The organism is Bradyrhizobium sp. 17, assembly GCF_023073515.1.
Taxonomy (GTDB): domain Bacteria; phylum Pseudomonadota; class Alphaproteobacteria; order Rhizobiales; family Xanthobacteraceae; genus Bradyrhizobium; species Bradyrhizobium canariense_D.
The window spans coordinates 1-24,427 of record NZ_JADPJQ010000123.1 but is presented as its reverse complement, the minus strand read 5'-3'; the positions used below and the strand labels follow the sequence as shown (position 1 = coordinate 24,427).

Below are 24,427 nucleotides of genomic sequence, written 5' to 3'. Positions count from 1 at the left end.
GATCAGCTGCTTCCCTGGGCCTATCGCGCGCAATCCCTCAAAGCCGTGGCCTGAGAACGACGCTTACATCGTTCGCGCCATTCGCCTTACTGATCCGGCGTGACGGCCCAGCTCGGCTGCTATCTTCGATACGCCGGCGCCTGCCCGGGCGAGCTTGGACATTGCTGGACTTCGCGCTCGGCCCATTGCTTTGGCTTTTGTGTTTTCATGGTGCGGCGCTCCCCAACCTGCCGCCCTGCCTTACCAGTGAGCCTGGTGGCCGACGCTTGAGAAATTTACGGGTGGACAGCCCGCGCGCCACGAGCGGATTTGTCCAACCTCTCGCCGGCTTATCGGCGGCCTTCTCGTGGATCGGGGCCGGGGATGGTCTTCGCTCGGACGGTCTCGCAGGGGGCGTGGCCTGCGCGAGGGGACGACAAGCAAAACAAAGAGAAGGTTGATGAGCAGCCACAATCCGAAAATGAGAAGGACAGTACGCACAACGCAACGATCCTAGTGGTTCAATCTAAAACGTATCAATCACAGCCTAGACCGACGCAAAACCCAGGTCTGTCCGCTTTCGAACATTCATGCTGTGCCTGGGCCTGCTAAACTGAACGTTCTTTTTCAGTGCAACCGCGCGATGACGTATTGCGGATAACGACGGCGGGCGGCCCGTGCGCGGCGGTGGTGGTGGTAGGCCCCTGCTCCATCAGTGTCATCTCGGTCCCGGGTTCCGTGTTGCGGCTAATGTTCCATTTCGGGAACGAGTAAGACGGCATGCCTTTTGAAATTGTGGGCATGAGTCTCGCAACTGCCCTCATTACTGCTAGCATCCTCGTCGTTCTTGCGATCTACTTTTCGGCGGTTTTGCAGGGAGGGAGCGATGTCCTATACGATCGGATTTGTACGTAAGAACGCACGAGATGTTTGGGCGACCGAAATGCCGACAGCTCATCAAGCGGTCGCCATGATTGCGATACTTCAGGAGAGCGCAGAAGAGATCAGGTTCATCAGTTCGCCCCAAGAAGGTGAGATGGGGCTCGAGATGCTCCTGCTGTTGGCGAAGGAAGAAGCTGAAGAACTGCCGAGTGGACGCTGAGGCCAAAGAAGATCGGCCCAGCAGATCGAGGAAGGGATCGTCGTGATCGAGGCTGGATTAGCGCGGTTGGACGACGCAACGACGAGATAACCGACCAATGCTGTCGCGTTAGAGCTGCCGCTCTATCCTCCTTGTCCGCCCCACGCATCACGATCCTGAGCGCATCATCCGGCAACGGCCGTTGCAGCGCCTTAGCCTCAATCCATGGCGCTCGCATCCAGACATCGCGCTCCTTATCCGTCCTGAGGATCACCGGCATCGGCTTCGGATGGATCGGTTCAAGCATGGCGTTCGGCGTAGTCGTCAGGAAACTATAGACAAGGTGCGGGCCTGAGACCGGCTTGAACTTGTGCCGTGGTCCGCCCGGTGCCGACAGGCCGTGCGATGTGTGTCTGTGTCCCAATTCCCACAGTTGCGATCAAAAGCGCATCCGTTTGTCGCGTTTCGAACAGACGGGCCAAATCCACTCCGCTCCAACTTCACTATTGGAAGCAGCCATCAGTTGGGAAGGCGGAATGGAACGTTCCCTGTTAATTGAGATGACGCGCGACAAATATGTCAAGCGGCGCAAGCAGCGAGCTTTTGATCATCTCGACCGAGGTGATCTTAAGAACTCGGTCACCTCCTTTGTCGAGACTATGAACGCGCGTCCCGATTGCGAGTTGCCAAACTACTTGGCAAGGCTTGGCGGTTCGCTTCTGGCGGCGAATGATGCGCTCGCCTGGAGAACGCTCATTGAAATGTTGAGGTGACGGTCCGATGATAAACATGCGGGATCGGCAATGACAGAGCGCGACAAGGGGTCTCCTCCGTCCAGGTTCTTGGTTCGGCAGGGGGGCAAGGGCTGGATGGTTTACGATCGGCAACGTAGGGGGCCAGCGGTGGTTGGGATCACCCTGGCGGTCAATTTGACCAAGGAACAAGCCGAGCGCATCGAGCGGACGCTAATGGATAAGCGCGAACGTGGGATCATCCCCGATTAGGACAGCGTCCAGGGTCAATTTATTACGGCCTATTACGGGATTGGGTGGATTGTGTGCAACATGAAAGGGGGCTTAATGACATATTGTATAGTCGTCAGAGCATCTGGACGAGAGCTAGACCGCTTGCGGACACATGCTGCGCAGATTGCGCGCGATCAGAAATCAGATTGGTGGGTGGAGACAACTGAGAAAGGAAAAGCATTTTGCTTCGAACACGCAAACGCGAGGGTCTCATTCAGTACTGTCTGCGAAGGAGACAGTATTCAGTTCAGCGAAGTCTAATTGGCGCTAGCACCGGCTGGTGGGGCGAAAGGGTTTGGTTAACGCTTCCCTGATACGGTGCGGATCGTCGCAGAACCGTATCGCGTACTGCGACCATTGGCGCTGTATGCAAACAATAGAAATCACTGACCCCCGAGAGGCCCGACGCTGCCGCTTTGCCCAGTATCGGGGCGAAACGGCGGTAGTGGTGTTGAATGGATTGCCCGTCGCGGGGATGATCCATTCGATCATGGAAGATAAGTCGAGCAGCCCAACGCGGTGGTCTGTCACCGTGGCACTCGTCGGATAGTTCAGATTGTCATGCGCTGACCGGAGCCGTGCTTGCCGGTAGCGATGAGCGTAATTCGGTGTAGTCGAGAAGCGTTAATGACGCAAAAGAAGGCCGCTTCTTCCCCCTGACTATGCCATGTGCCGCTTCTCCGCTTGCCATTACCGCGCTTAGTTAGCCGCGCGCGGCGAGTAGCGAAATGCCCGGTCGTGCGGTCTCATCTACCACACGGACACCGGCCGAGCTTTTCCTCATCGTTTCAACCGGTTAGGCTGCGCGCGAATCTCCCACAAGGGGAGAAGGAAGGGGACACCAGCTACCGCCAACCGTTAGGCCACGGAGACCAAGAACTCGGCCGAAACGGTCGGGGGGGAACGTAGGTAGCCCTCTAGGGACTCGAACCCCCGACAAGCGATCCTACGCGGCGCACTCCATAACGTCTTTTGAAGCGCAGGAGCTCTGGGTTGGACGATCACTATCCCGCGTTGGCCTTCAACCCCGCGGCCTGGATGCCGGCTACCGCGCACGCCTCGTCATTGTCGGATGTGTCGCCGGAGACGCCGACGGCGCCGAGAAGCGTCGTGCCGTCCATGATCAGCACGCCGCCGGGGACCGGCACCAGTGCGCCCTTGGCCATGGTGTTCACGGCGTCGATGAAATAGGCCTGCTCCTGCGCGCGCTGGAAGAGTGCGCGCGAACCCATGCCCAATGCGAGCGCGCCATAGGCTTTGCCGTGCGCGATCTCGGCACGCATCAGGCTGGTGCCATCCTGCGCCGCGGCGATCTTGAGCACGCCGCGGGCGTCGAGGATGGTGACCACCAGCGGCTTCAGCTTCAGCTCGGTGGATTTCGCGAAGGCGGCGTCGAGGATCTTGCGAGCGATGTCGAGGGTGAGGTCAGCCATGACTGGTTTCCTTTGCAACGGGAGGGGTTGTGGATTGGGTCTTCGCACGATCAAGGCTCATCGCCAGCACGCGCGCAACGTGAAGCGCCTCGCGCTGGGCGCCGTCGTGGATCTGGTGTCGGCAGGAGGTGCCGTCGGCGACGAGCAGCGTATTCTGGTCTGCGCGCCGCACGGCGGGTAGCAGCGAGAGCTCGGCCATCTCGATCGAGGCATCGTAGGTGTCTGCGCCATAACCGAAGGCGCCGGCCATGCCGCAGCAGCTCGACTCGATGGTCTCGACCTCAAGACGAGGGATGAGGCGCAGCACCTGCTCGACCGGCTTAAACGCGCCGAAGGATTTTTGATGGCAATGGCCGTGCACCAGGGCTTTGTCGGCGACGGTGCCGAGCGGCAGTTGCAGCCGGCCAGCCTCGGCCTCGCGCACCAGGAATTCCTCGAAGGTCAGCGCGTGGGCGCCGACGGCATTGGCGTCGTCGTCCTTGCGCAGCGACGCGAGCTCGTCGCGCAGGGTGAAAAGACAGCTCGGCTCGAGACCGACGATCGGCACGCCGCGCGTGGCGAAGGGCGCGAAGGCGGCGACAAGACGATCGAGCTCGGATCTGGCTTCGTCGACGAGACCGGCGGACAGGAAGGTGCGGCCGCAGCACAGCCGACGGCCGCCGCTTGCGGGTTTCGGCAGATGCACGCGACAGCCGCCGGCCGCGAGCACGCGCAACGCGGCCTCGAGGTTCTCGCGCTCATAGATGCGATTGAACGTGTCGGCGAACAGCACCACCTCGCGCCCGGTTTCCGGCCCGACCGCCTCGGCCGGCGGCACGAACACGTCGCTGCGGAACGCGGGCAGCGCGCGGCGGGCGCTGATGCCGGCAAAGCGCTCGAACAGCTTTCGCAGTAGCGGGCTGCGGTTGCGCAAATTCGTCAGCGGCGCGAAGCGCGACGCGAGGCCGGCATAGCGCGGGAGGTAGCCGACCAGGCGGTCACGCAAGGTCAGGCCATGCGAGGCCGCGCGCGCGGCAAGCACCTCGATCTTCATCTTGGCCATGTCGACGCCGGTTGGGCATTCGTGGCGGCAGGCCTTGCAGGACACGCAGAGCTTTAGCGTCTCCATCATCTCGTCGGAGGAGAGCGCGCCCGCGCCAAGCTGGCCGGAGATCGCGAGCCGCAAGGTGTTCGCGCGCCCTCGCGTCACGTCCTTCTCGTTGCGTGTTGCGCGGTAGGACGGACACATCACGCCGCCCTCGAGCTTGCGGCATGCGCCGTTGTTGTTGCACATCTCGACCGCGCCCTGAAAGCCGCCGCCGGCCCCGGGATAAGCCGACCAGTCGAGTTTTGTCTTGAGCTCAGCGACGCGATACTCAGGCTTGAAGCGAAACAGCGAGCGATCGTCCATCCTGGGAGCGTCGACGATCTTGCCGGGATTGAGCACGCCATCGGGATCGAAGCGTTGCTTCACCTCGCGGAAGTCGGCGACGAGACGCTCGCCGAACATCGTTGCGTGGAATTCGGAGCGCACCAGGCCATCGCCGTGCTCGCCGGAATGCGAGCCCTTGTATTCGCGCACCAGTTCGAAGGCTTCCTCGGCGATGGCCCGCATCGCCTTGACGTCCTTCTCCAGCTTCAAATTCAGCACGGGCCGCACATGCAGGCAGCCTTCGGAGGCGTGGGCATACATCGTGCCGCTGGTGCCGTGCTTGGCAAACACCTCGCTCAGCCGCGCGGTGTAGTCGGCGAGATGTGGTAACGGCACGGCGCAGTCTTCGACGAAGGAGACCGGCTTACCCTCCTGCTTCATCGACATCATGACGTTGAGGCCGGCGGCGCGGAAATCGGCGATCCCGCTCTGGAGCGCGGGCTCGGTGATTTCCACCACGCCGCCCCATTTGCGCTTGTCGTTATTCCAGCCGAAGCCGAGATCGCCCATCAACTCGCCGAGTTGCTTCAGGCGTACGAGGTTGTCCGCCTGATTCTCCTCGGCGAACTCGACCACGAGCACCGCATCCGGATCACCTTTGATGGCGGTGGAGATGATGGGCCGGAACATCGCGATGTCACGGCCGAGCGCGAGCATGGTGCGATCAACCAGCTCGACCGCGATCGGCTTCAGCTTGACCAGATGCTGGGCCGCGTCCATCGCCTCGTAAAAACTGCCGAAATGGCAGATGCCGAGCGCCTTGTTGCGGATCACGGGCCACAGCTTCAGCTCGACCTTGGTGGTGAAAGCGAGGGTACCCTCGGAGCCGACGAGAAGGTGGGCCATGTTGTTGCGCGCATTGCGCGGCACCAGCGCATCGAGATTGTAGCCGCCGACACGGCGCTGCACTTTTGGGAAACGCGCGGCGATCTCCCCGGCGTCGCGGGCGCCGAGATCGAGCATGTCGCGGAACAGGGCGCGGGCGCTGTCGTTCGCATCGAGATCGGAGAGATCGCGCGAGACCTCGCCGAAGCGGCTCAGCGTGCCGTCGGCAAGCGCGGCCTCCATCGACAGCGTGTTGTCGCGCATGGTGCCGTAGCGCAGGCTACGGCCGCCGCAGGAATTGTTGCCCGCCATGCCGCCGATGGTGGCGCGCGAGGCCGTTGAGACGTCGACCGGAAACCAGAGGCCGTGCTTTTTCAGCTGGCGGTTGAGGTCGTCGAGCACGATGCCGGGCTCGACCACGCAGGTGCGCCCTTCGACGTCGAGCGACAGAATCCGGTTGAGGTGCTTTGAGAGATCGACAACGAGGCCGTCATTGACGGTCTGGCCGCATTGGGAGGTGCCGCCGCCGCGCGGGGTCACCTTCAGTCCCTCGTCGCGCGCGATCGCCAGCGCCTTGAGGGCCTCGTCCATAGTGCGCGGCACCACCACGCCAGTGGGCACGATCTGGTAGAATGAAGCGTCCGTGGCGTAGCGGCCCCGGCTGAAAGCGTCGAATAGGACGTCGCCGGTCACTTCCCGGGCCAGACGTGCCGCGAGGCCGTCCTTTTTGGCCGATTCCTGTGATTTTCCGGGCACTTCCGCCGCCATGGTCCGCTCTTGCCTGTTCGCTACCCCGTCTTGCCTCCGGTCACGGCCCTTGGCAAGGCGAGCCCTGCTTCTTGTGCATTGACGGACCCCGCCCGGCGAGGGACAAGTCCGGCGAATAGTGATATTCGAGCGGCTTGCGCAGCCCCTTGAGGCCAAAGGGCTCGAAGTCAAGCTGGGCTCAAAGCCAAGACAGACTCAAGAGACCGGGAAGGACGCCGATGACCGTGCATACTGGAAGGCATTTCCTACAGATTCCAGGACCGACCAACGTGCCCGACCGGGTGCTGCGGGCGATGGACATGCCAACGCTGGACCATCGCGGTCCGGAGTTCGCCGAGCTCGGTTTCGCCGTCCTCGCCGGAATGCAGCGGGTGTTCCGCACCAAGCAGCCCGTGATCATCTTCCCCTCGTCCGGCACCGGCGCCTGGGAAGCTGCGATGGTCAACGTGCTCGCGCCCGGCGACAAGGTCCTGATGTGCGAGACCGGCCAGTTCGCCGTGCTGTGGCGCGGCATCGCCGACAAGTTCAAGCTCGACGTCGACTTCATCCCGAGCGACTGGCGCCGTGGTGCCGATCTCGCCGAGATCGAGAAGCGCCTTGCCGCCGACAAGCAGCACGCGATCAAGGCGGTTTGCGTCGTCCACAACGAGACCTCGACCGGCTGCGTGACGCCGCCGCTCGAGGTGCGTAAGCTGCTCGACCGCGTCAAGCATCCGGCGCTGCTGATGGTCGACACCATCTCCGGCCTCGGCTCGATGGAATATGAGCACGACGCCTGGGGCATCGACGTCTCGGTCGTCGGCTCGCAGAAGGGCCTGATGCTGCCGCCGGGCCTCGGCTTCAACGCCGTCTCGGAGAAGGCGCTCGCGGTGGCCAAGGCCAACCCCGGCATGCGCTCTTATTGGGATTGGCAGGAGGTCATCGGCTTCAACAAGCTCGGCACCTTCCCCTATACGCCGGCCACCAATTTGCTCTACGGCCTGCGCGAGGCGATCAAGATGCTGGAAGAGGAGGGGCTCGAGAACGTCTGGACCCGCCACAAGCGCCACAGCGCGGCGACCCGTGCCGCGATCAAGGTCTGGGGCCTGGAGACGCAGTGCGCCGATCCTGCCGCGCATTCGCCGGCGCTGACCGGCGTGCGCGTGCCTGACGGCCACGATGCCGACGCCTTCCGCAAGGTGGTGCTGGAAAACTTCGACATGTCGCTCGGCACCGGCCTGAACAAGGTCAAGGGCAAGGTGTTCCGCATCGGCCATATCGGTCATTTCAACGATCTGATGCTGATGGGCACGCTCGCCGGCGTCGAGATGGGCCTCGATCTTGCAAAGATCCCGCACCGGAGCGGCGGCGTATTGGCGGCCATGGACGTCCTGAAGGGACGCGATGTGGTACCGATGACCAAGGCTCAGGTGGCCTGAAGGCTCAGCTTGCCTGAACCAACTTCGACAAAAGAGAGCGCGCGATGAACGCACCGACGACCGCCAACGAAGACCTGCTCTACTCCGTCACGGACGGCATCGCGCGGATCACCTTCAACCGCCCGCAGGCGCGCAACGCGCTGACCTTCGCCATGTACGAGCGCATGGCGGAGATTTGCCAGGAGATCAACGCTGACCGCTCAATCAAGGCGCTGATCCTGACCGGCGCCGGCGACAAGGCGTTTGCCTCCGGGACCGACATTTCTCAATTCCGTGCGTTCAAGACCGCGCAGGATGCGCTCGACTATGAAGCCCGCATCGACCGCGTGCTCGGCACGCTGGAGCAGTGCCGCGTGCCCGTGATCGCGGCGATCGCAGGGGCATGCACCGGCGGCGGAGCCGGAATTGCGGCGTGCTGCGACCTGCGCATCGGGACTGAAACGACGCGCATCGGGTTTCCGATCGCGCGCACGCTCGGCAACTGCCTGTCGATGTCGAACATCAGCCGCGTCGTCTCGCTGGTCGGCCCCGCCCGCACCAAGGATCTGATCTTCAAGGCGCGCCTCGTCGAGGCGCCGGAAGCACTGGCCCTCGGCCTCCTCAACGAGATCGTTCCCGACGTCGAGACGCTGCAGCGCCGCGCCGACGAGACCGCCAGGCTCGTGGCGAGCCACGCCCCGCTGACGCTTGAAGCGACCAAGGAGGCGGTGCGCCGCATCCGCCGCACGCTGTCGCGCGAAGAGGGCGAGGATCTGATCCTCAAGGCCTATATGAGCGAAGATTTCCGCGAGGGAATGGACGCCTTCCTCAACAAGCGCACGCCGAACTGGAAGGGCAAGTAGCGCATCTCCGGCTTGGCTTCGTCAGTCGAAAGTCATAGGTAGCGACAAGCCCGCCTGCTTGAACTCACCCGCATTAGCCCGCACAATGCCTCGATAGATTCCTGGCAAACAAAGCCAACAATAACCAGGGGACGAAACTCGTGCGAATTCTAATGCAAGCTGTTGGCGTCGCAGCGGCGCTATCGTTGAGCACACCGGCCTTTGCGGGATGGGAGCCGACCAAACCGGTCGAGATCGTGGTCGCGGCGGGCGCGGGCGGCGCCTCCGACCAGATGGCGCGGATGATGCAGGCCGCGATCCAGAAGAACAATCTTATGAAGCAGCCGATTGTGGTCTCGCTCAAGGGCGGGGCTTCCGGCGCGGAAGCGCTGATGTACATGAAATCCAGCGAGGGCGACCCCAACAAGGTGCTGATCGCCTATTCGTTGATCTACATGCTGCCGCTGTCGGCAAAGATCCCGTTCAACTGGCGTGAGCTGACCCCGGTTTCGGTGATCGCGCTCGACCAGTTCGTGCTGTGGGACAACAGCGCGGGTCCCAAGACGGTGAAGGAGTTCGTCGCGGCCGCGAAGGCGGCGAGCGCCCCGTTCAAGATGGGCGGCACCGGCTCCAAGCGCGAGGATCACGTGCTGACCGTGTTCCTCGAGCAGAAGACCGGTGCGAAATTCTCCTATCTGCCCTACAAGTCCGGCGGCGAGGCCGCGACCCAGCTCGTCGGCAACCACACCGAATCCAACGTCAACAATCCATCCGAAAATCTCGAGGTCTGGCGCGCGGGCCAGGTGCGTCCGCTCTGCGTGTTCGACAAGGAACGAATCTCCTACACCAGCAAGGTGACGGAGACGCAGTCCTGGGCCGACATCCCCACCTGCAAGGAGGAGGGCGTCGATGTGCAGTATCTGATGCTGCGCGCGATGTTCCTGCCCGGCAAGGTCGCCGCTGAGCAGCAGGCATTCTATGTCGAGCTGTTCCACAAGGTGACGCAGACCTCGGAATACAAGGACTACATGGAAAAGCAGGCGCTGAAGCCGATCTTCCTCACCGGCAAGGACATGGTGCAATTCCTCGAGGAGGACGATGCTGTCAACAAGTCGCTGATGACGGAAGCCGGATTCGTCGCGAAGTAGCTTCGGCTTCTCCCTCTCCCCGCTTGCGGCGGCGTGACGAGCTTCGCTCGCGCTGGGAGGGTCGGGTGAGGGCTCTCTCCGCGAGTCCAACTCTCACCGTCACCGCGGACACTCCCCTCACCCCAATCCTCTCCCCGCAAGCGGGAAGAGGGGCGAATTGAACTTACTCCGTCCCAAACGGCTCATGCCCCAAACCGATCTTGAAATCGTCGTCGACGATCCGACCGCCCCTGAAGACGACTCGCCTTCCGTCGTCTCCTCGGGCACGATCGAGATATTCGTCTGTCTCCTGTTGCTCGCGCTGGCCGCCACGCTCGGCTACGACAATTTGCGCACCGGCGCCTCCTGGGATTCGACCGGGCCCGAGCCCGGCTATTTCCCGTTCTACCTCTCCGTCATTCTCGGTGGTGCCAGCCTCTACGGCCTGATCGTGGCGTTGGTCGCGCACCGCGGTGCACCCGAAACCTTCGTCACGCGCGCGCAGGCCCGCCGCGTCATGGCGGTGTTCGTGCCGACGCTGCTGTTCTGCCTGGCGACGCAGTTTCTCGGCCTCTATGTCGCGAGCTTCCTGCTGATCGCGAGCTTCATGCGTCTCGTCGGCAAGATCGCGCTGTGGAAGTCGCTGCTCACCGCTGTCGTATTCACGGCGATCATGTTCGTTACCTTCGACATCGCCTTCGACGTCATCATGCCGAAAGGGCCGCTCGAAGCGGCCTTCGGCCACTAAGGCGAGCCCGCCATGGAAGCTTTCGGTCTCTTGCTTCACGGCTTTGCGGTCCTGCTGACGTGGAAAACGCTCGTGCTGATGATGGTCGGGCTGGTGCTCGGCATCTTCGTCGGCGTTTTGCCCGGGCTCGGCGGACCCAACGGTGTCGCGATCCTGTTGCCGCTCACCTTCACGATGGATCCGACCTCGGCGATTGTGATGCTGTCCTGCATCTATTGGGGCGCGCTGTTCGGCGGCGCGATCACCTCGATCCTGTTCAACATCCCGGGCGAGGCCTGGTCGGTCGCGACCACCTTCGACGGCTATCCGATGGCGCAGCAGGGCAGGGCGGCGGAGGCGCTGACGGCTGCGTTCACGTCCTCTTTCATCGGCTCACTGGTCGCGGTGCTCCTGATCACCTTCCTCGCCCCGATGATCTCGTCCTTTGCCTTGAAGTTCGGCCCGCCCGAGTTCTTCGCGGTGTATCTGCTGACCTTTTGCTCTTTCGTCGGGCTAGGGCGCGAGGCCAAGCACAAGACCGTCATCTCGATGTCGCTGGGGCTGTTGCTCGCCGGCATCGGCATGGACACGGTGTCCGGCAATCTGCGCATGACCTTCGGCTCGTCCGAGCTGCTCCGCGGCATCAACTTCCTCGTCGCCGTCATCGGCCTGTTCGGCATCAGCGAGATCCTGCTGACGATGGAGGAGCGCCTGGCGCTGCGCGGACACGCGGCGAGCATTTCGTTGCGCGTCGTGCTTGCTGTGTGGAAGGACCTGCCGAAATACTGGGTGACGCTGCTGCGCTCCTCCTTCATCGGCTGCTGGCTCGGCATTACCCCGGGCGGCGCGATTGCGGCCTCCTTCATGGGCTACAACCTGGCAAAGCGTTTCTCCAAGGATCCCGAGAGCTTCGGCAAGGGCCGCATCGAGGGGGTGTTCGCGCCGGAGACGGCGGCGCATGCCTCCGGCACGGCGGCGCTGCTACCGATGCTGGCGCTCGGCATTCCCGGTTCCGGCACCGCCGCGATCCTGCTCGGCGGGTTGATGGTGTGGGGGCTCAATCCCGGACCGCTGCTGTTCGTCGAGCACAAGGACTTCGTCTGGGGTCTGATCGCCTCGATGTATGTCGGCAATGTCGTCGGCCTTGTGCTGGTGCTGACGACGGTGCCGATCTTCGCCTCGATCCTGCGCGTGCCGTTCGCCGCGGTGGCGCCGATGATCGTGGTGTCCTGCGCGATCGGCGCCTATGCGATTCAGAACGCGATGTTCGACATCTGGCTGATGCTCGGCTTCGGCGTCGTCGGCTATGCCTTCAAGAAGATCGGCATTCCGCTTGCACCGTTCACCCTCGCGCTCGTGCTCGGCAACCGCGCCGAGGATGCCTTCCGTCTGTCGATGATCGGCGCCGGCGGCGACCTCAAGGTGTTCTGGTCGAACGGCCTGGTCGGCTCGATCACGACGCTGGCCATTCTGCTGCTTTTCTGGCCTGTGATCGACGGAGTGCTGGGCCGCATTGGCTGGGCGCGGCGGGCGAAGCAGACGCCGAACTAGACGGCGAGTCCAGCGCGGCGAAGGTATTATCATACTGGCAATCCGCAGCGCGAATGTTGCTGGTTGTTGCTAGTGGGGGACAGCCTTTCGGCCGCGTCGCGCGTATCTTGGGCGAATAATTGGTGCTGGAGGGGAATTTGATGAAGCGGATTGTGATGGGAATGGCGGCGGCGATGACCCTGTTCGCGACGGGCGCGGTAGCTGCAGATTTGGCGGCAAGGCCGTACGTCAAGGCACCGGTCATGGTCGATCCGGGCTACAATTGGAGCGGCTTCTATGTCGGCGGCAACGTCGGCTATAGCTGGGGTCGCGAACGCGACGACGGCACGCTGACCGGCGTATCGAGCGCGCAAGTATTCCGTACGGCAGGTCCGACCCCGGTGGGCGCTCCGGTCGTGACGGTGCTGGGCGCGGTTCCGGTCTGGGGCCGCTCCAACGTCGATGGCGTCATCGGCGGCGGCCAATTCGGTTACAACTGGCAGCAGAGCAATTGGCTCGTGGGCCTCGAGGCCGACCTTCAGGCCAGCGATGAGAAATCGACTGGCACTATCTGCGTGGCGGTTGGCTGTCCGGCAGGTTCGGCGCTGTTTCCGGCCAACTACAAGCTAGATTGGTTCGGTACCGTGCGGGGTCGTGTCGGCTGGCTCGCCTCTCCGCGCATCCTTCTGTATGCGACCGGAGGCTTGGCATATGGACATCTGGACGCGAGTGCTCCGGCCGTCGGAATTGGCTGGGGCGGCACCAACGCCGGCTGGACCGTCGGTGCTGGCGGCGAGTTCGCGATCGACCGCAGCTGGTCGGTGAAGGTCGAATATCTTTACATGGATCTCGGCTCGTTCAATGGAGCTTCGGCCAGCGCGACCACCGTCACCAACGCGCTCAACACGCCCGGCGTCGGTTTCAACACCGTGACCACGACCACGACGACGGCTAACTTCGGCACGCGCTTCACCGACAATATTGTTCGCGTCGGTGTGAACTATCGGTTTTCCGGACCGGTTGTCGCCAAGTACTGAGGCAAGGCCCAGGCTTTCCTGCGCATTCAATGGCAGAGCCCGGCCTCAAGCCGGGCTTTGTCATGTCAGGACACGCGTCCGTCTGTTGTGAGGGGGCCTATACTACTTTTGCTTCTTTGAGCCGTGCAATCTCGTTCGCGCCGAAGCCGAACTCCTTGAGCACTTCGTCGGTCTGCTCGCCGAATTCCGGCGGCCGCGCCACGATCCTGCTCGGTGTGCGCGACAGCGTCACGGGCTGGCCGACCAGGCGGATGTCGCGACCCTCGTTATTCGGCACCTCCTCCGCGATGCCGAGATGCTTGACCTGCTCGTCTTCGAACATCTGGTCGATGGTGTAGATCGGCCCGCAGGGCACGCCGGCCTCGTTGAGTTCGCGGACCCAGGTCTCGGTGGACTTCGTCAAGGTACGCTTCTCGATCTCGGCGTTGAGCGCGTCGCGGTTCTTGGAGCGGGCCGGCGCGGTCAGATAGTCGGGATGGCTGTAGAGTTCCGGCGCGCCGATCGCCTGCGCGCAGCGCTCCCAGATCCGGCCCCCCGTGGTGGCGATGTTGATGTAGCCGTCCGAGGTCTTGAACACGCCGGTCGGAATGCTGGTCGGGTGGTTGTTGCCGGCCTGCTTTGCCACTTCCTTCTCCATCAGCCAGCGTGCGGCCTGGAAGTCGAGCATGAAGATCTGGGCCTGCAGCAGCGAGGTCTGCACCCACTGGCCCTTGCCCGAGACCTCGCGCTCCAGCAGCGCGGTGAGGATGCCGATGGCGCAGAACAGGCCGGCGGTGAGGTCGGCGACCGGAATGCCGACCCGCATCGGCCCTTCGCCCGGCGCGCCGGTGATTGACATCAGCCCGCCCATGCCCTGCGCGATCTGATCGAAGCCCGGCCGCTTGTGGTAGGGCCCGTCCTGGCCGAAGCCGGAGATGCTGCCATAGACGATGCGCGGATTGATCCTGGCGAGGCCCTCATAGTCGATTCCGAGCTTCTTCTTCACGTCGGGGCGGAAATTCTCCACCACGACGTCGGCCTTGGCGGCGAGGCGCTTGAACACGGCGAGCCCACGCTCGTCCTTCAGGTTCAGCGTCATCGCCCGCTTGTTGCGATGCAAATTCTGGAAGTCGGAGCCCCGCCGAGGCCCGCCCGGCTGTTCGCCGCCGGCATCCTCGGTGAGCGCGTCGATCTTGATCACGTTTGCGCCCCAGTCCGCGAGCTGCCGCACGCAGGTGGGCCCGGACCGGACGCGGGTCAGATCAAGCACGGTGAAGCGCGACAGGGCTTCCGAGGCATGCGGAAAGGGCATCGTGAAAGGCTCCGGGACAGATTGCGGGCCTACCATAGTGCCGAAAGACCATGCAGCAAGACATCACGCGGCAGGTCTGGGCCGCGCGGATGCCGCCTGTCGAAGTGCAATGCCTGAGGGGCGCCCGCGAAGGATCAGCGCGCCAGCTGTTTCAACTCGGCGCGCGCCTGCTCGGCCAGCGGGTCATCGCCGTGGCGCGCAATGAACAGCTCGAACGCCTCCCGCGTTCCCTTGCGACGGGCGGATTCGTACTCCTCCGCGACCGCAGCCGAGGGATCGCGGGCGATTGGAACGGAGGGCGCGCGCCCCGCTGTGCCGCCTTGTTTGCCGCCTTCATCTGCGTTGGCTTTGCCGACCATGACAGGCAGTCCTCCGAAGGGTAGATGGCCCGGCCCGGCGAGCGCCATCAGAGCGCCTAGCAGACCGGCCGAGAGGGAACGTCGTATCATGAGTTTACTCGCAACACGCAGGTAGCCGGAACCGACATCTTTGGCTGACCCTATGAATACGCGATTTGATGGCTAACCCAACCTTACCAAGCGCGTTTGCGAGTTTTTTAGGACTGCAAGGTTTATCTAGCGAGGGTTCGAGGCGCCCCCGCGGCTATCGACATTCCGCGTGCTGGCTGCTAGCCCGGTTTCGCGATACGGGGAGCCCTGATCGTCGCGGCAGTGAAGGCGGGGCAGTGAAGGCGGGTCAGTGAAGGCCGGGTGGCTGGCATGGCGTTGAAAAAAAGACCTCCCGATCTGCTGGGGAATTCCGCGTGGAATGCGATGGCTTTCTTGGTGGCCGTGGTGCTAAATCTGGCCGTCCTGCCGTTCGTGATCACCCATCTGGGGCTCGCGGCATTCGGTGTCGCGGGTCTTGTCACCGCATGCATTGCGCCAGCATTGGTGTTCAGCAACGCGCTCGGACTGTCGACGTCGCGCGAGCTCGCACAGCGACTGGAGCAATCCGACCGCGACGACGCGCGACGCCTGTTCGCGACAGCGGCCATGCTCGCGGTCGGCGCGGGCGGGCCGATCGCCATTTTCCTTTTGGTGGCCGGGGCTCCGCTCGCGCGTCTCGGATTTCATTTGGCCGGTCCGGCCGCCGAGGATCTTTCGCTGGCGTTTGCGTTGGCCGGTATCGGCTGGTTATGCCAATGTGTATCGGCGGTCTTCATTTCGTTGTTCACCGCGCGGCAAGACTATCGCCGGATCGCCTCGATCGGCATCGTCAGCACCGTGGTCTCGACTCTTTCGATGCTCCTCCTGATCCCCGCCGCGCCATACGCATCGACATTCCTGGGTTGCCAGGCGCTGGGGTTGGCGATCGGCCTGCTGCTGGCGCTGGCTTGGTGTCGCGGCCAAATACGTCAGTGGCTGGCGCCTCCAGCATTGCATCGGGAGGCGCTTGGCAGGTTGCTTCGGTTCGGCGGATGGCAAGTTGCTGCACAGGGTGGTGCGCTGCTTGCGGGGCAGGCCGATCGATATCTGCTTGGCGCGCTGCTGCTACCGCAGTTTGTCGGCTTCTACGGCGTTGCGCAGCGCCTGCAGGAGGCGACTTATATCGGTATCCTGAAAGTCGGCGAGATCCTGTTCCCCTTCTTCAGCACGCTGCAGGGGGAGAGCGAGGACCGCAAGGTCGATCTGCTGTTCCGATCGTCATGGATTCTCAACGTCCTGGCCGCAAGCGCGCTCGGCGGATTGATCCCCGTGGCCGGTCCGCTGCTGTATGTTTGGACGGGCGCCGAGGTCGCGGCCGAGGCTGCACAGGTTCTTGCCGTCCTGTCGATTGCCGGGATCCTCGGATCGAGCTCGAATGTCTTCGGCTTTTACTTGCTGGCGCACGGGCGGTCGCGCTCCAACGCGCTCATCGCCTTGATCACGGGTGTCGTTACACTCGCAACCAGCGCCATCGCATTGCCACGCTTCGGATGGCACGCCGCAGGCTGGAGCGCATGCGCCGGAATGATCGCGCAGATGACGACCATTGTCTTCCTGTTGCGCCGTAGTTTTGACCTCGCCGGCATGTGGCCGCGCATCGTGCATTGCGTGCTGATGCCGCTCGGCATCGGCATCGCGACGGCGCTGGCGGTGCGATACGGTCTCGACCGCGCGCCATTCCAGCCCGCGCCGTCCTGGTGGTCGGTGGGAGCTGTTTCGTCCGTGACGGCCGCGATCATTTTCGCAATCGCAATTGCGGCGTCGCAATTGGGTCCGTATCGAAGAGCTTGCCGGCAGGATATTCGTTCGATCGTCAATCGCTTCTTGCCCATCAAGGCTGTCTAGGACATGTGCGGAATCGCAGGCATCGTAAATCTGGGTGGCAATGCGGTCGAACCGGCCGACATCTCGCGGCTGACCAGCCTGATCGCGCACCGCGGTCCGTTCGGCGAGGGGACGTGGTTCAGCGCAGACCGAAGCCTCGCATTCGGCCACCGCCGCCTGGCGATCATCGATCCAGGCGAGGGCGGCTATCAGCCCATGCTGTCTGCGGACGGCCGCCATGTGATCGTGTTCAACGGTGAGATCTACAACTTCCTCGAGCTTCGCCGCGAGCTCGAGGCGCAGGGCGCGGTGTTCCGCAGCCAATCCGATACCGAAGTGATCCTGGCCGCCTGGCAGGCCTGGCGGGAAGACATGCTGCCCCGCTTCAATGGCATGTGGGCCCTGGCGATCTTCGACACCAGCACCCGCGAGCTGTTTCTTGCGCGCGACCGCTTCGGCATCAAGCCGCTGCTCTATTCCGCGTCACCGGAACGATTCATCTTCGCCTCCGAGCAACGAGCGCTGGTGCGGAGCGGACTGATCGATAGTTCCGTCGACATGGAGGTTGCACGCCGGCTGCTGCTCGATGCCTTCGGCATCGAAGGAAGCGAGCGGACCCTGTTTCGGCAGGTTCGCCGCCTGCAGGGCGGCCACTGCATGTGGCTTCGCCAAAGCAAGGTCAGGGTTAAGCGTTGGTGGCGGACCGTAGATCATCTACCGCCTGTGCCGGCCACCGAAGCCGAGCGTGTCGAGCGCTTTCGCGAGCTGTTCCAGGATGCCGTGGCCCTGCGCATGCGCAGCGATGTGCCGATCGGAACATGCCTGTCCGGAGGCTTCGATTCGTCTGCGGTGATTTGCGCCATGGCGGCGCACGAGAAGGAAGGCATGGGTCCGCGCGACAGCACGGCATGGCGTCACGCCTTTGTTGCTACGTTCCCCGGCGCCTTGAACGACGAGAGGCCGATGGCCGAGGAGGCCGCCGCCTGGGCCAATGTCGGGCCAACTTTTGTCGAAATCGGACAGGCCGATGCGCTGACGGATATCAATCAGATTCTCGACGATCTCGACGACGTCTACATCGCGTTGCCCAGCGCCGTTTGGTTGCTCTATCGGCAGTTGACGCGAAACAGCGTGACGGTGTCACTCGATGGCCACGGGGCCGACGAGCTGATGGGCGGCTATTTGCAGGAAGGACGAGTGGCCGCATTCCGAATACGGAACGCGGCGGAGGACCTCGCGTCGCGTTCGAAACTGGCCCGGCGCTGTGTGGACGTCCTGCGTGCGTTGGCCTTAAAGCGGAAGGGCGTGTATTTTCTGCGCGGTGGTCTGCGCAAACTTCCCGCCCCGCTCCCGCTGGTCGCGGAGGACGATGTGCTGCCGCGTGAATGGGGTGGCTTGAACAAGCGCCTCTATCGGATGTTTCACAGCACGGTGCTGCCCACCATCCTGCGCAACTTCGATCGCCTTTCGATGGCGCACGGCGTCGAGGTCCGCATGCCTTTCATGGATTGGCGCCTGGTGACCTATACGATGGCGCTTCCCGACAGCAGCAAATCGTCAGACGGCTATACCAAGGCTGTTGCCCGGCGGGCGATGGCTAATTTGATGCCGGAGTCCATTCGCACCGCGCGCCGCAAGGTCGGCTTCAACTCGCCGATGCCGGAATGGTTGAACGGACCGCTGTCCGGCTGGGCGGCCGACCTGCTGGACAAGAATGTGCCGACGTTTGCGGAACTGGTGGATGAAGCGGATCTGCGCGCGGCGGTCGGCCGTTTGACGGCGTCGAAGTCCTGGGATTGGGAGTCGGTCGGGCGGATCTGGCCCTATCTTAATATGAAGTGGACTCTGGCAGGGTACGTCTAGAATATGCGGGTTTTTCAGAACTGCGGTCTCACTCCGTCCTACCTCGCGCGCCTGGATCGCCTTGCACCGGAAGGCCTAAGTTTTCACGAACGGCGTAACACGTTTCTGGATGATCGTTTCGGCGCACTTCACCTTCTACAACCTGTGCTCGCAGGCGATGCGAGTGCGTTCCTGACCTGCGCCAACGATGGTCGTCTGCAAGGCCGCTGGGCACGCGAGCATGGCGTCCGCCCGGGAGCTACGCCGGAAGACATTCTGCTCGCACAGATCGAGCATCACAGAACCGAAGTGCTCTACAACCTCGATCCAGTCGCATTTCCGAGTTCCTTCGTTCGCAGGCTGCCCGGCTGTGTGAGGAAGACACTATGTTGGCGCGCGGCGCCGTCGGGCAACGCTGACTTGACTGCCTATGGAGCTGTGCTCGGAAATTTCCCGTCAATTCTCGATTCCTGGCGCGACAAGGGGTGCCGGGCGGAATGGTTTTCACCCGCGATTGATCCTGTAATGAGCGAGTACGTGCAGGATGAGCGCCCCATCGACGTGCTGTTTGTTGGCGGCTACTCGCGGCATCATTCGGCGCGTGCAAGAACGCTCGAAAAGGTTGCTGCCCTCGCTGGAAGCCGAAAGATCGTCTATTGTCTCGACTCGTCGCGGTTGACAAGGATCGCGGAGAGCTCAATCGGATACCTGATGCCGCTCCAGAAATATCGGCGCCCGAGGACAGTTGCGGCAATCGCCAAACCGCCGGTCTTTGGGAGAGAGCTCTACGAGTTGATCGGACGATCCAAGATCGTCCTCAACGGGGCGATCGATATGGCAGGTCAGGATCGGGGTAACATGCGTTGCTTCGAAGCCATGGGTTGTGGTGCGCTGCTGGTTTCGGACGCTGGCAACTATCCCGAGGGAATGGTCGCTGAAGATACGATGCTGGCCTATCGCGATGAGAAAAGTTGCCTTGAACAGATCGAGCGAGCTATCTCTGACTGGAGCGCTGTGCGGCAAATAGCAATCAACGGGCGAATTCGGGTTGATGATATCCATACCAAGGCACGTCAGTGGGGCCTTTTTCAAGCTATCGTAGCGAGTCTTTAGCCATTTGGCGCATCATGCCGAACGTCGTCCATTGGAGATCGCACGTGTTTTTGGTGGTATTTCTGTGCACTTTCGCGCGCACGTGTCGGCGCCTATAGGAGGAAACGTTTATGTCCAGTCTCGGCGGGCTTGCGCGCCACGGCGCAAGATTCATAGACGGGATTAATCTCCATTTGCTCGCCCAGCGGCTCATCGGGCGTGCCACCTGCCGCCTGCAAGAGCGTGCTTTTCTGGCTCACTGCGCAAGGATCCGAAACGCGCTTGGCGATAGCGATCAGATCGTTATCGGTCCCTATTCGCATATCAGGGGTGAATTGATGGTCCTCGGTCACGGCGGCCGGATTTCAATTGGAGAATGGTGTTACGTGGGCGTAGGGACGCGGATTTGGTCGGGAGCGTCAATCCAAATCGGCAACCGGGTCCTGATCTCACACGCCGTGAATATATTCGACAATCTCTCGCATCCGATCAAAGCCGCCGAGCGGCACGAGCAGGCTAGGCAGATTTTTTCGGCGGGCCACCCCAGAAAAGTATTTCTTGATGACCGTCCGATTAAAATAGGTGATGACGCTTGGATCGGCGCCGGCGCGATGGTCATGCGTGGCGTGACGATTGGGGAGGGCGGCATCGTAGCGGCAGGAGCGGTCGTCACCAAGGACGTTCCGGCCTACGCGATTGTTGCTGGAAATCCCGCAACCCTCGTCAGGGAGTTGTCTTCGGATGAGCGATGAGGCAATCAGTGAGGCGTCAGATCGCTACCGATCCGGCTTGCGATCGGAATGCGGCTAGTTGAGCACAAGAAAGTTCGATGTTCATCTGGGTCACGGGTGCAAACGGATTCATCGGACGTCATCTCGTTCGCGAGTTGACGAGCGCCGGGCATGTGGTCCATGGCGTCGGTCACGGCGCGCTCGATCCGGCCCAGGCCCAGGCTCTCGGTTTGCAGACCTGGATCAATGGCGAAGTTGACGCGGCCAATCTGAGCGCGCTCGCAGCCTTGCATGGGCTGCCGTCGCGAGTCTTCCATCTGGCTGGCGGATCGTCGGTCGGGCTGTCGATCGCGCGCCCGTTCGAGGATTTTTCGCGGACCGTGACGAGCACGGCGCGTCTGCTCGAATGGCTTCGAAGTTTTGCGCCCAGCAGCCGGCTGATCGTGGTGTCGAGCGCTGCGGTCTACGGCGCCGATCACACCGGTCCGATTCCCGAGAGCGCGGCGCTTCTGCCGATGTCGCCCTACGGACACCACAAGCTGGTCATGGAGCAGCTGTGCCGAAGTTACGTCCAGAGCTTCGGCATTCACTGCATGGTCGTACGACTGTTCTCAGTCTACGGTCCCGACCTTCGCAAGCAACTGCTCTGGGATATCTGCTCTCGGCTGCGGAGCGGGGTAGAAACGCTGCATCTCGGAGGGACGGGCGCCGAGATCAGGGATTGGACCGACGTTCGCGACGTCGTTCGCTTGCTGGCGCGCGTCGCGGAGGTGGACTGGCAGGACGATTTTGGCGTGATCAATGGCGGTTCGGGGCGCGGCGTGAGGGTTGCTGATATTGCCGAGGGACTGATCAGGCATTGGGACAGCAAAACGGTCGCGCGCTTTTCCGGCGTCGCTCGGCCAGGGGACCCGACGAGCTTGCTGGCGGACAACGGGCGCGTGCTCGACATGAATTTCGATTGGCGTATCCCGCTGGAGCGCGGTCTGGCCGACTACGTCGAATGGTTCAGGAGCCAGGCTCGTGCCTGAGCGCGCGCCCCTGCGGATTGCATTCACCAACATCCCACGTCGACTATGGGCGGGTGGCTATAACTATCAACGCAATCTGTTCGAGGTGCTCAACCGGCATTCTCCGGGGACGGTGGTACCCGTGCTGTTTGCCGGAACGGCGGACGATCCCGAGGAGATCGCGGCGCTGGCCGGCATTCCTGGCGTTGAGGTCGTGCGCTCGCCGGTGTTCGATCACGCTGCGACCGGTCTTGCCCGCGCGACGGACCTCGCCCGCGCGATCGTGTTTGGTTTGGACGCACCTGCCGTCGCCGCGTTCACGGCCAGCAAGATCGACATGGTGTTCGAATCCGCGCGCTTCTTTGGCTGGCGCCTGCCATTTCCGGCGGTCGCCTGGTTCCCGGATTTCCAGCATCGACTACTCCCGCATCTGTTCTCTAGGCGTGCATATTGGCGACGTGATCTCGGCTTTCGGGTTCAGATCGCATCGGGCCGGCACATCATGTTGAGCAGCGCAACGGCGCTCGGCGATCTCAATAGGTTCTATCCTGGCAATTCGAACGGCATCTCGGTCGTCCGGTTTGCAACCGATCCGCCCGCCAGTCTGCTCGCCACGCATCCGTCCGACGTGATTGCGCATTATGGTCTTCCGTCACGGTATTTCTACCTGCCAAACCAGTTCTGGCGGCACAAGAATCACCAGATCGTGGTCGATGCGCTTGATCTGCTGAAAAGCCAGGGACTCGACGTCGTCGTCGCAGCATCCGGAAGTACGGACTTCCGTGAATCCGATCTTTTCGAGAGGACCATGAGTGAGGTCAAGTCGCGTGGTCTCGAGACGAATTTTAGGCATCTCGGAATGATTCCACTGGATCAAGTCTACGCGCTCTTGCGCGCATCGATAGCTCTCATTAATCCTTCCGAGTGCGAGGGGTGGAGCACGACTGTCGAAGAAGCCAAGTCGTTTGGCGTCCCGATGATCCTGTCCGACATCGATGTCCATCGCGAGCAGACCGGTGGTAAGGCGCGATATTTCGTGGCCGACGATGCCAAGGTGCTGGCCGACCACATTCGGGATGCAGCAGGAAGCGCGCCGGATGCAGTCGTTCGGCAGCTGCAGCCGGATCTTGATGATCGGGTACGGGCGTTCGTCGCGGATTTCGTCCACCTTGCAACCGAAGTTGCCCGCGGCACAGGGGCAAAGTAGTGCTGAGCCCACCCAAAAGGGGTCTTCTTCTGCCTTGATTTTCGTGTTGTTGGGATAGAAACAAGTCGGGTTTACCGGAAAATGCGTACTTTGGGCTTTCAAGCCCTCCAGGGCGACGGCGGGAAGTCTTGATTCGACCCGCTCGGATGCGGGCGCATTGCCAAACGTCATTATGACGTGTTGGGCGGTGACCACATCGTGGGGGCAAGCCCGTTGCGGTCTGTGATTCCGAGGCCGCGCCGATTTGATCGCCACCAGATCCGCCCTCGCTTGCAACACGCAGGTCGCCGGAACCGACGTTATTGTTCTGGCCCGTATGAATACGGGATTTGATGGATAACACGGCCTTATGGAAAGAGGTTGGGCTCGGCCGCCTAATTTAAACCAAACGTTTAACTCTCAAGCTAGAATCATCTGTCCGGGCCCCGAATCGAGCCGGGGTTGCTGCTTCGGAGATTCCCTTGGCCACCGCTGTCAACGTAAGTGCCACTAACAATGCCGACATTGATGGCCTGCTGTCAGGCTACAAATGGTCCGGCACGATTCGCTACAGCTTTCCGGACGCTGCAAGCGACTACGCCAGTCCCTACAGCGGCGGCAGCAGTGAGCCGACGACTTCGGGTTTTGCCTCCGCGCCGAGTCAGATGCAGGCGGCGATCAATTACGCAATCGGACTGATCCTCGGCTACACCAACGCCAGCATCCAGTACGCCGGGACGAACGGCGCCGACATCATGGTCGCGCAGTCGCCGGCGGCCAATCCGACATCCTACGCCTATTACCCCGGCAATTACGCGTCCGGCGGCGACGTGTGGTTCGGAACCGCCTACAATTATTCGCAGGCTGCGCTCGGCAATTACTATTTCACGACTGCGTTGCACGAGCTCGGACACGCCCTTGGCCTGAAGCACAGTCAGGAAGCGGGCGGCCCCGGCAATGTCGCGGTGCCGAGCGCGCATGATGACAGCGAATACACCGTCATGAGCTATCGCAGCTATGTCGGCGCTTCGACCACGGGCGGCTACACCAACGAAGCTTACGGATATTCGCAGACCTATATGGCCAACGATATTCTCGCGCTGCAGACGATGTACGGCGCGGACTACACCACCCAAGGCGGGACCACCGTCTATAGTTGGAGCCCGACCACCGGGCAGGAGTTCATCAACGGCGTTGGCCAGCCGGCCGACAATGGCGGTGCCGGTGGCTCGGCCAATCGCATCTACGAGACGATCTGGGACGGTGGGGGCGTCGATACCTACGACCTGTCGAACTATACGACGAACCTGAGCATCAATCTCAATCCAGGCGCGTCGTCCGTGCTCTCGTCGGTTCAACTCGCCAATCTCGGAAACGGCCATTACGCGTCGGGTAACGTCTACAATGCCTATCTCTACAACAACGACGCGCGTTCCTACATCGACAACGCCAGCGGCGGCAGCGGCAGCGACACCATCGTCGGCAACGCCATCGCTAACACGCTGAACGGCGGAGCGGGCAACGATACGATCACTGGCGGCGGCGGCAACGACACCATCATCGGCGGCTCTGGCACCGACACCGCTGTGTATTTGGGCAACAATGCGAACTACACACTCAGCTACAACGCAAGTTCGCAGACCTTCACGATAAGCGATCAGCGCGCCGGTTCACCGGAGGGCATTGATAAGGTCACTGCGGTTGAGTATTTCCATTTTGCGGATCGGACGATCGCGGCCTCCTCGATGATCCCGCCGATCGTCATTGAGAGCGCCGGCTCGACCAAACTGGACCAGATCGGCAGCTACTATTTTCTCGATCCGGTCAGCGGCGGTACGGGC

19 protein-coding genes and 1 pseudogene are annotated in these 24,427 nt (G+C 62.4%); 15 read left to right on the top strand and 5 right to left on the bottom strand.

Going from position 1 to position 24,427, the window contains the following annotated elements; genetic code table 11:
* The first annotated feature begins 865 nt into the window (after positions 1-865).
* Positions 866-1,081 carry a hypothetical protein gene (locus IVB13_RS30095; RefSeq protein ID WP_247441475.1) on the top strand — a complete coding sequence of 72 codons (216 nt, stop codon included), beginning with the start codon at positions 866-868 and terminating at the stop codon, positions 1,079-1,081.
* A gap of 115 nt (positions 1,082-1,196) precedes the next feature.
* Here the strand turns inward: IVB13_RS30095 and IVB13_RS30090 are convergent.
* Positions 1,197-1,430, bottom strand: a pseudogene (locus IVB13_RS30090) (SOS response-associated peptidase); the annotation flags it as partial.
* 166 nt (positions 1,431-1,596) lie between these two features.
* On the opposite strand from IVB13_RS30090, the gene IVB13_RS30085 reads away from it, so the two are divergent.
* The gene (locus IVB13_RS30085; RefSeq protein ID WP_247491071.1) at positions 1,597-1,833 is read left to right on the top strand and encodes a hypothetical protein; all 237 of its coding nucleotides are present in this window, start codon (positions 1,597-1,599) and stop codon (positions 1,831-1,833) included.
* Positions 1,834-3,089: 1,256 nt separating this feature from the next.
* Here IVB13_RS30085 and IVB13_RS30080 read toward each other — a convergent pair.
* Together IVB13_RS30080 and IVB13_RS30075 are read right to left on the bottom strand one after the other, a co-directional pair.
* Positions 3,090-3,518, bottom strand: coding sequence for a heme-binding protein (locus IVB13_RS30080; protein ID WP_247384960.1), 429 nt, complete (start codon positions 3,516-3,518; stop codon positions 3,090-3,092).
* Entirely contained in the window at positions 3,511-6,522 is a 3,012-nt protein-coding gene (locus IVB13_RS30075) for an FAD-binding and (Fe-S)-binding domain-containing protein (protein ID WP_247491069.1), read from the bottom strand. The genes IVB13_RS30080 and IVB13_RS30075 overlap by 8 nt, the downstream gene beginning before the upstream one ends.
* Positions 6,523-6,740: 218 nt before the next feature.
* On the opposite strand from IVB13_RS30075, the gene IVB13_RS30070 reads away from it, so the two are divergent.
* The 6 genes from IVB13_RS30070 to IVB13_RS30045 all read left to right on the top strand — a co-directional run bounded on the left by IVB13_RS30070 (position 6,741) and on the right by IVB13_RS30045 (position 13,182).
* A complete protein-coding gene (locus IVB13_RS30070) occupies positions 6,741-7,940 on the top strand; it encodes an aminotransferase class V-fold PLP-dependent enzyme (protein ID WP_247491067.1) in 1,200 nt (399 codons plus the stop codon).
* 44 nt (positions 7,941-7,984) lie between these two features.
* Positions 7,985-8,782 carry an enoyl-CoA hydratase/isomerase family protein gene (locus IVB13_RS30065; protein WP_027519069.1) on the top strand — a complete coding sequence of 266 codons (798 nt, stop codon included), beginning with the start codon at positions 7,985-7,987 and terminating at the stop codon, positions 8,780-8,782.
* Between the two features lie 152 nt (positions 8,783-8,934).
* Positions 8,935-9,909 (top strand): tripartite tricarboxylate transporter substrate-binding protein, encoded by a 975-nt coding sequence (locus IVB13_RS30060; protein ID WP_247491065.1) that lies wholly within the window; start codon positions 8,935-8,937, stop codon positions 9,907-9,909.
* A 184-nt stretch (positions 9,910-10,093) separates the two neighbouring features.
* Positions 10,094-10,636: a tripartite tricarboxylate transporter TctB family protein gene (locus IVB13_RS30055; protein ID WP_247456303.1), complete on the top strand. Its 543-nt coding sequence runs from the start codon at positions 10,094-10,096 to the stop codon at positions 10,634-10,636.
* Positions 10,637-10,648: 12 nt separating this feature from the next.
* Entirely contained in the window at positions 10,649-12,166 is a 1,518-nt protein-coding gene (locus IVB13_RS30050; RefSeq protein WP_247456302.1) for a tripartite tricarboxylate transporter permease, read from the top strand.
* A 140-nt stretch (positions 12,167-12,306) separates the two neighbouring features.
* Positions 12,307-13,182 carry an outer membrane beta-barrel protein gene (locus IVB13_RS30045; protein ID WP_247456301.1) on the top strand — a complete coding sequence of 292 codons (876 nt, stop codon included), beginning with the start codon at positions 12,307-12,309 and terminating at the stop codon, positions 13,180-13,182.
* Between the two features lie 97 nt (positions 13,183-13,279).
* Here IVB13_RS30045 and IVB13_RS30040 read toward each other — a convergent pair whose 3' ends face one another.
* Complete coding sequence (locus IVB13_RS30040) at positions 13,280-14,473, bottom strand: CoA transferase (RefSeq protein WP_247456300.1); 1,194 nt, start codon at positions 14,471-14,473, stop codon at positions 13,280-13,282.
* A 134-nt stretch (positions 14,474-14,607) separates the two neighbouring features.
* Entirely contained in the window at positions 14,608-14,922 is a 315-nt protein-coding gene (locus IVB13_RS30035; RefSeq protein WP_247456299.1) for a hypothetical protein, read from the bottom strand.
* Between the two features lie 270 nt (positions 14,923-15,192).
* Between IVB13_RS30035 and IVB13_RS30030 the strand changes: the two genes are divergently transcribed.
* The 7 genes from IVB13_RS30030 to IVB13_RS30000 all read left to right on the top strand — a co-directional run.
* The gene (locus IVB13_RS30030; protein WP_247491073.1) at positions 15,193-16,746 is read left to right on the top strand and encodes an oligosaccharide flippase family protein; all 1,554 of its coding nucleotides are present in this window, start codon (positions 15,193-15,195) and stop codon (positions 16,744-16,746) included.
* 3 nt (positions 16,747-16,749) lie between these two features.
* Entirely contained in the window at positions 16,750-18,588 is a 1,839-nt protein-coding gene (gene asnB, locus IVB13_RS30025; RefSeq protein ID WP_247456297.1) for an asparagine synthase (glutamine-hydrolyzing), read from the top strand.
* Between the two features lie 3 nt (positions 18,589-18,591).
* Positions 18,592-19,680 (top strand): glycosyltransferase, encoded by a 1,089-nt coding sequence (locus IVB13_RS30020; protein WP_247456296.1) that lies wholly within the window; start codon positions 18,592-18,594, stop codon positions 19,678-19,680.
* Positions 19,681-19,790: 110 nt separating this feature from the next.
* Positions 19,791-20,411 (top strand): acyltransferase, encoded by a 621-nt coding sequence (locus IVB13_RS30015; protein ID WP_247456295.1) that lies wholly within the window; start codon positions 19,791-19,793, stop codon positions 20,409-20,411.
* A 77-nt stretch (positions 20,412-20,488) separates the two neighbouring features.
* Positions 20,489-21,421 (top strand): SDR family oxidoreductase, encoded by a 933-nt coding sequence (locus IVB13_RS30010; protein ID WP_247456294.1) that lies wholly within the window; start codon positions 20,489-20,491, stop codon positions 21,419-21,421.
* Between the two features lie 262 nt (positions 21,422-21,683).
* Entirely contained in the window at positions 21,684-22,607 is a 924-nt protein-coding gene (locus IVB13_RS30005) for a glycosyltransferase family 1 protein (protein ID WP_247491063.1), read from the top strand.
* Between the two features lie 461 nt (positions 22,608-23,068).
* A partial coding sequence (locus IVB13_RS30000; protein ID WP_247491061.1) for a M10 family metallopeptidase occupies positions 23,069-24,427 on the top strand: 1,359 nt, incomplete at its 3' end.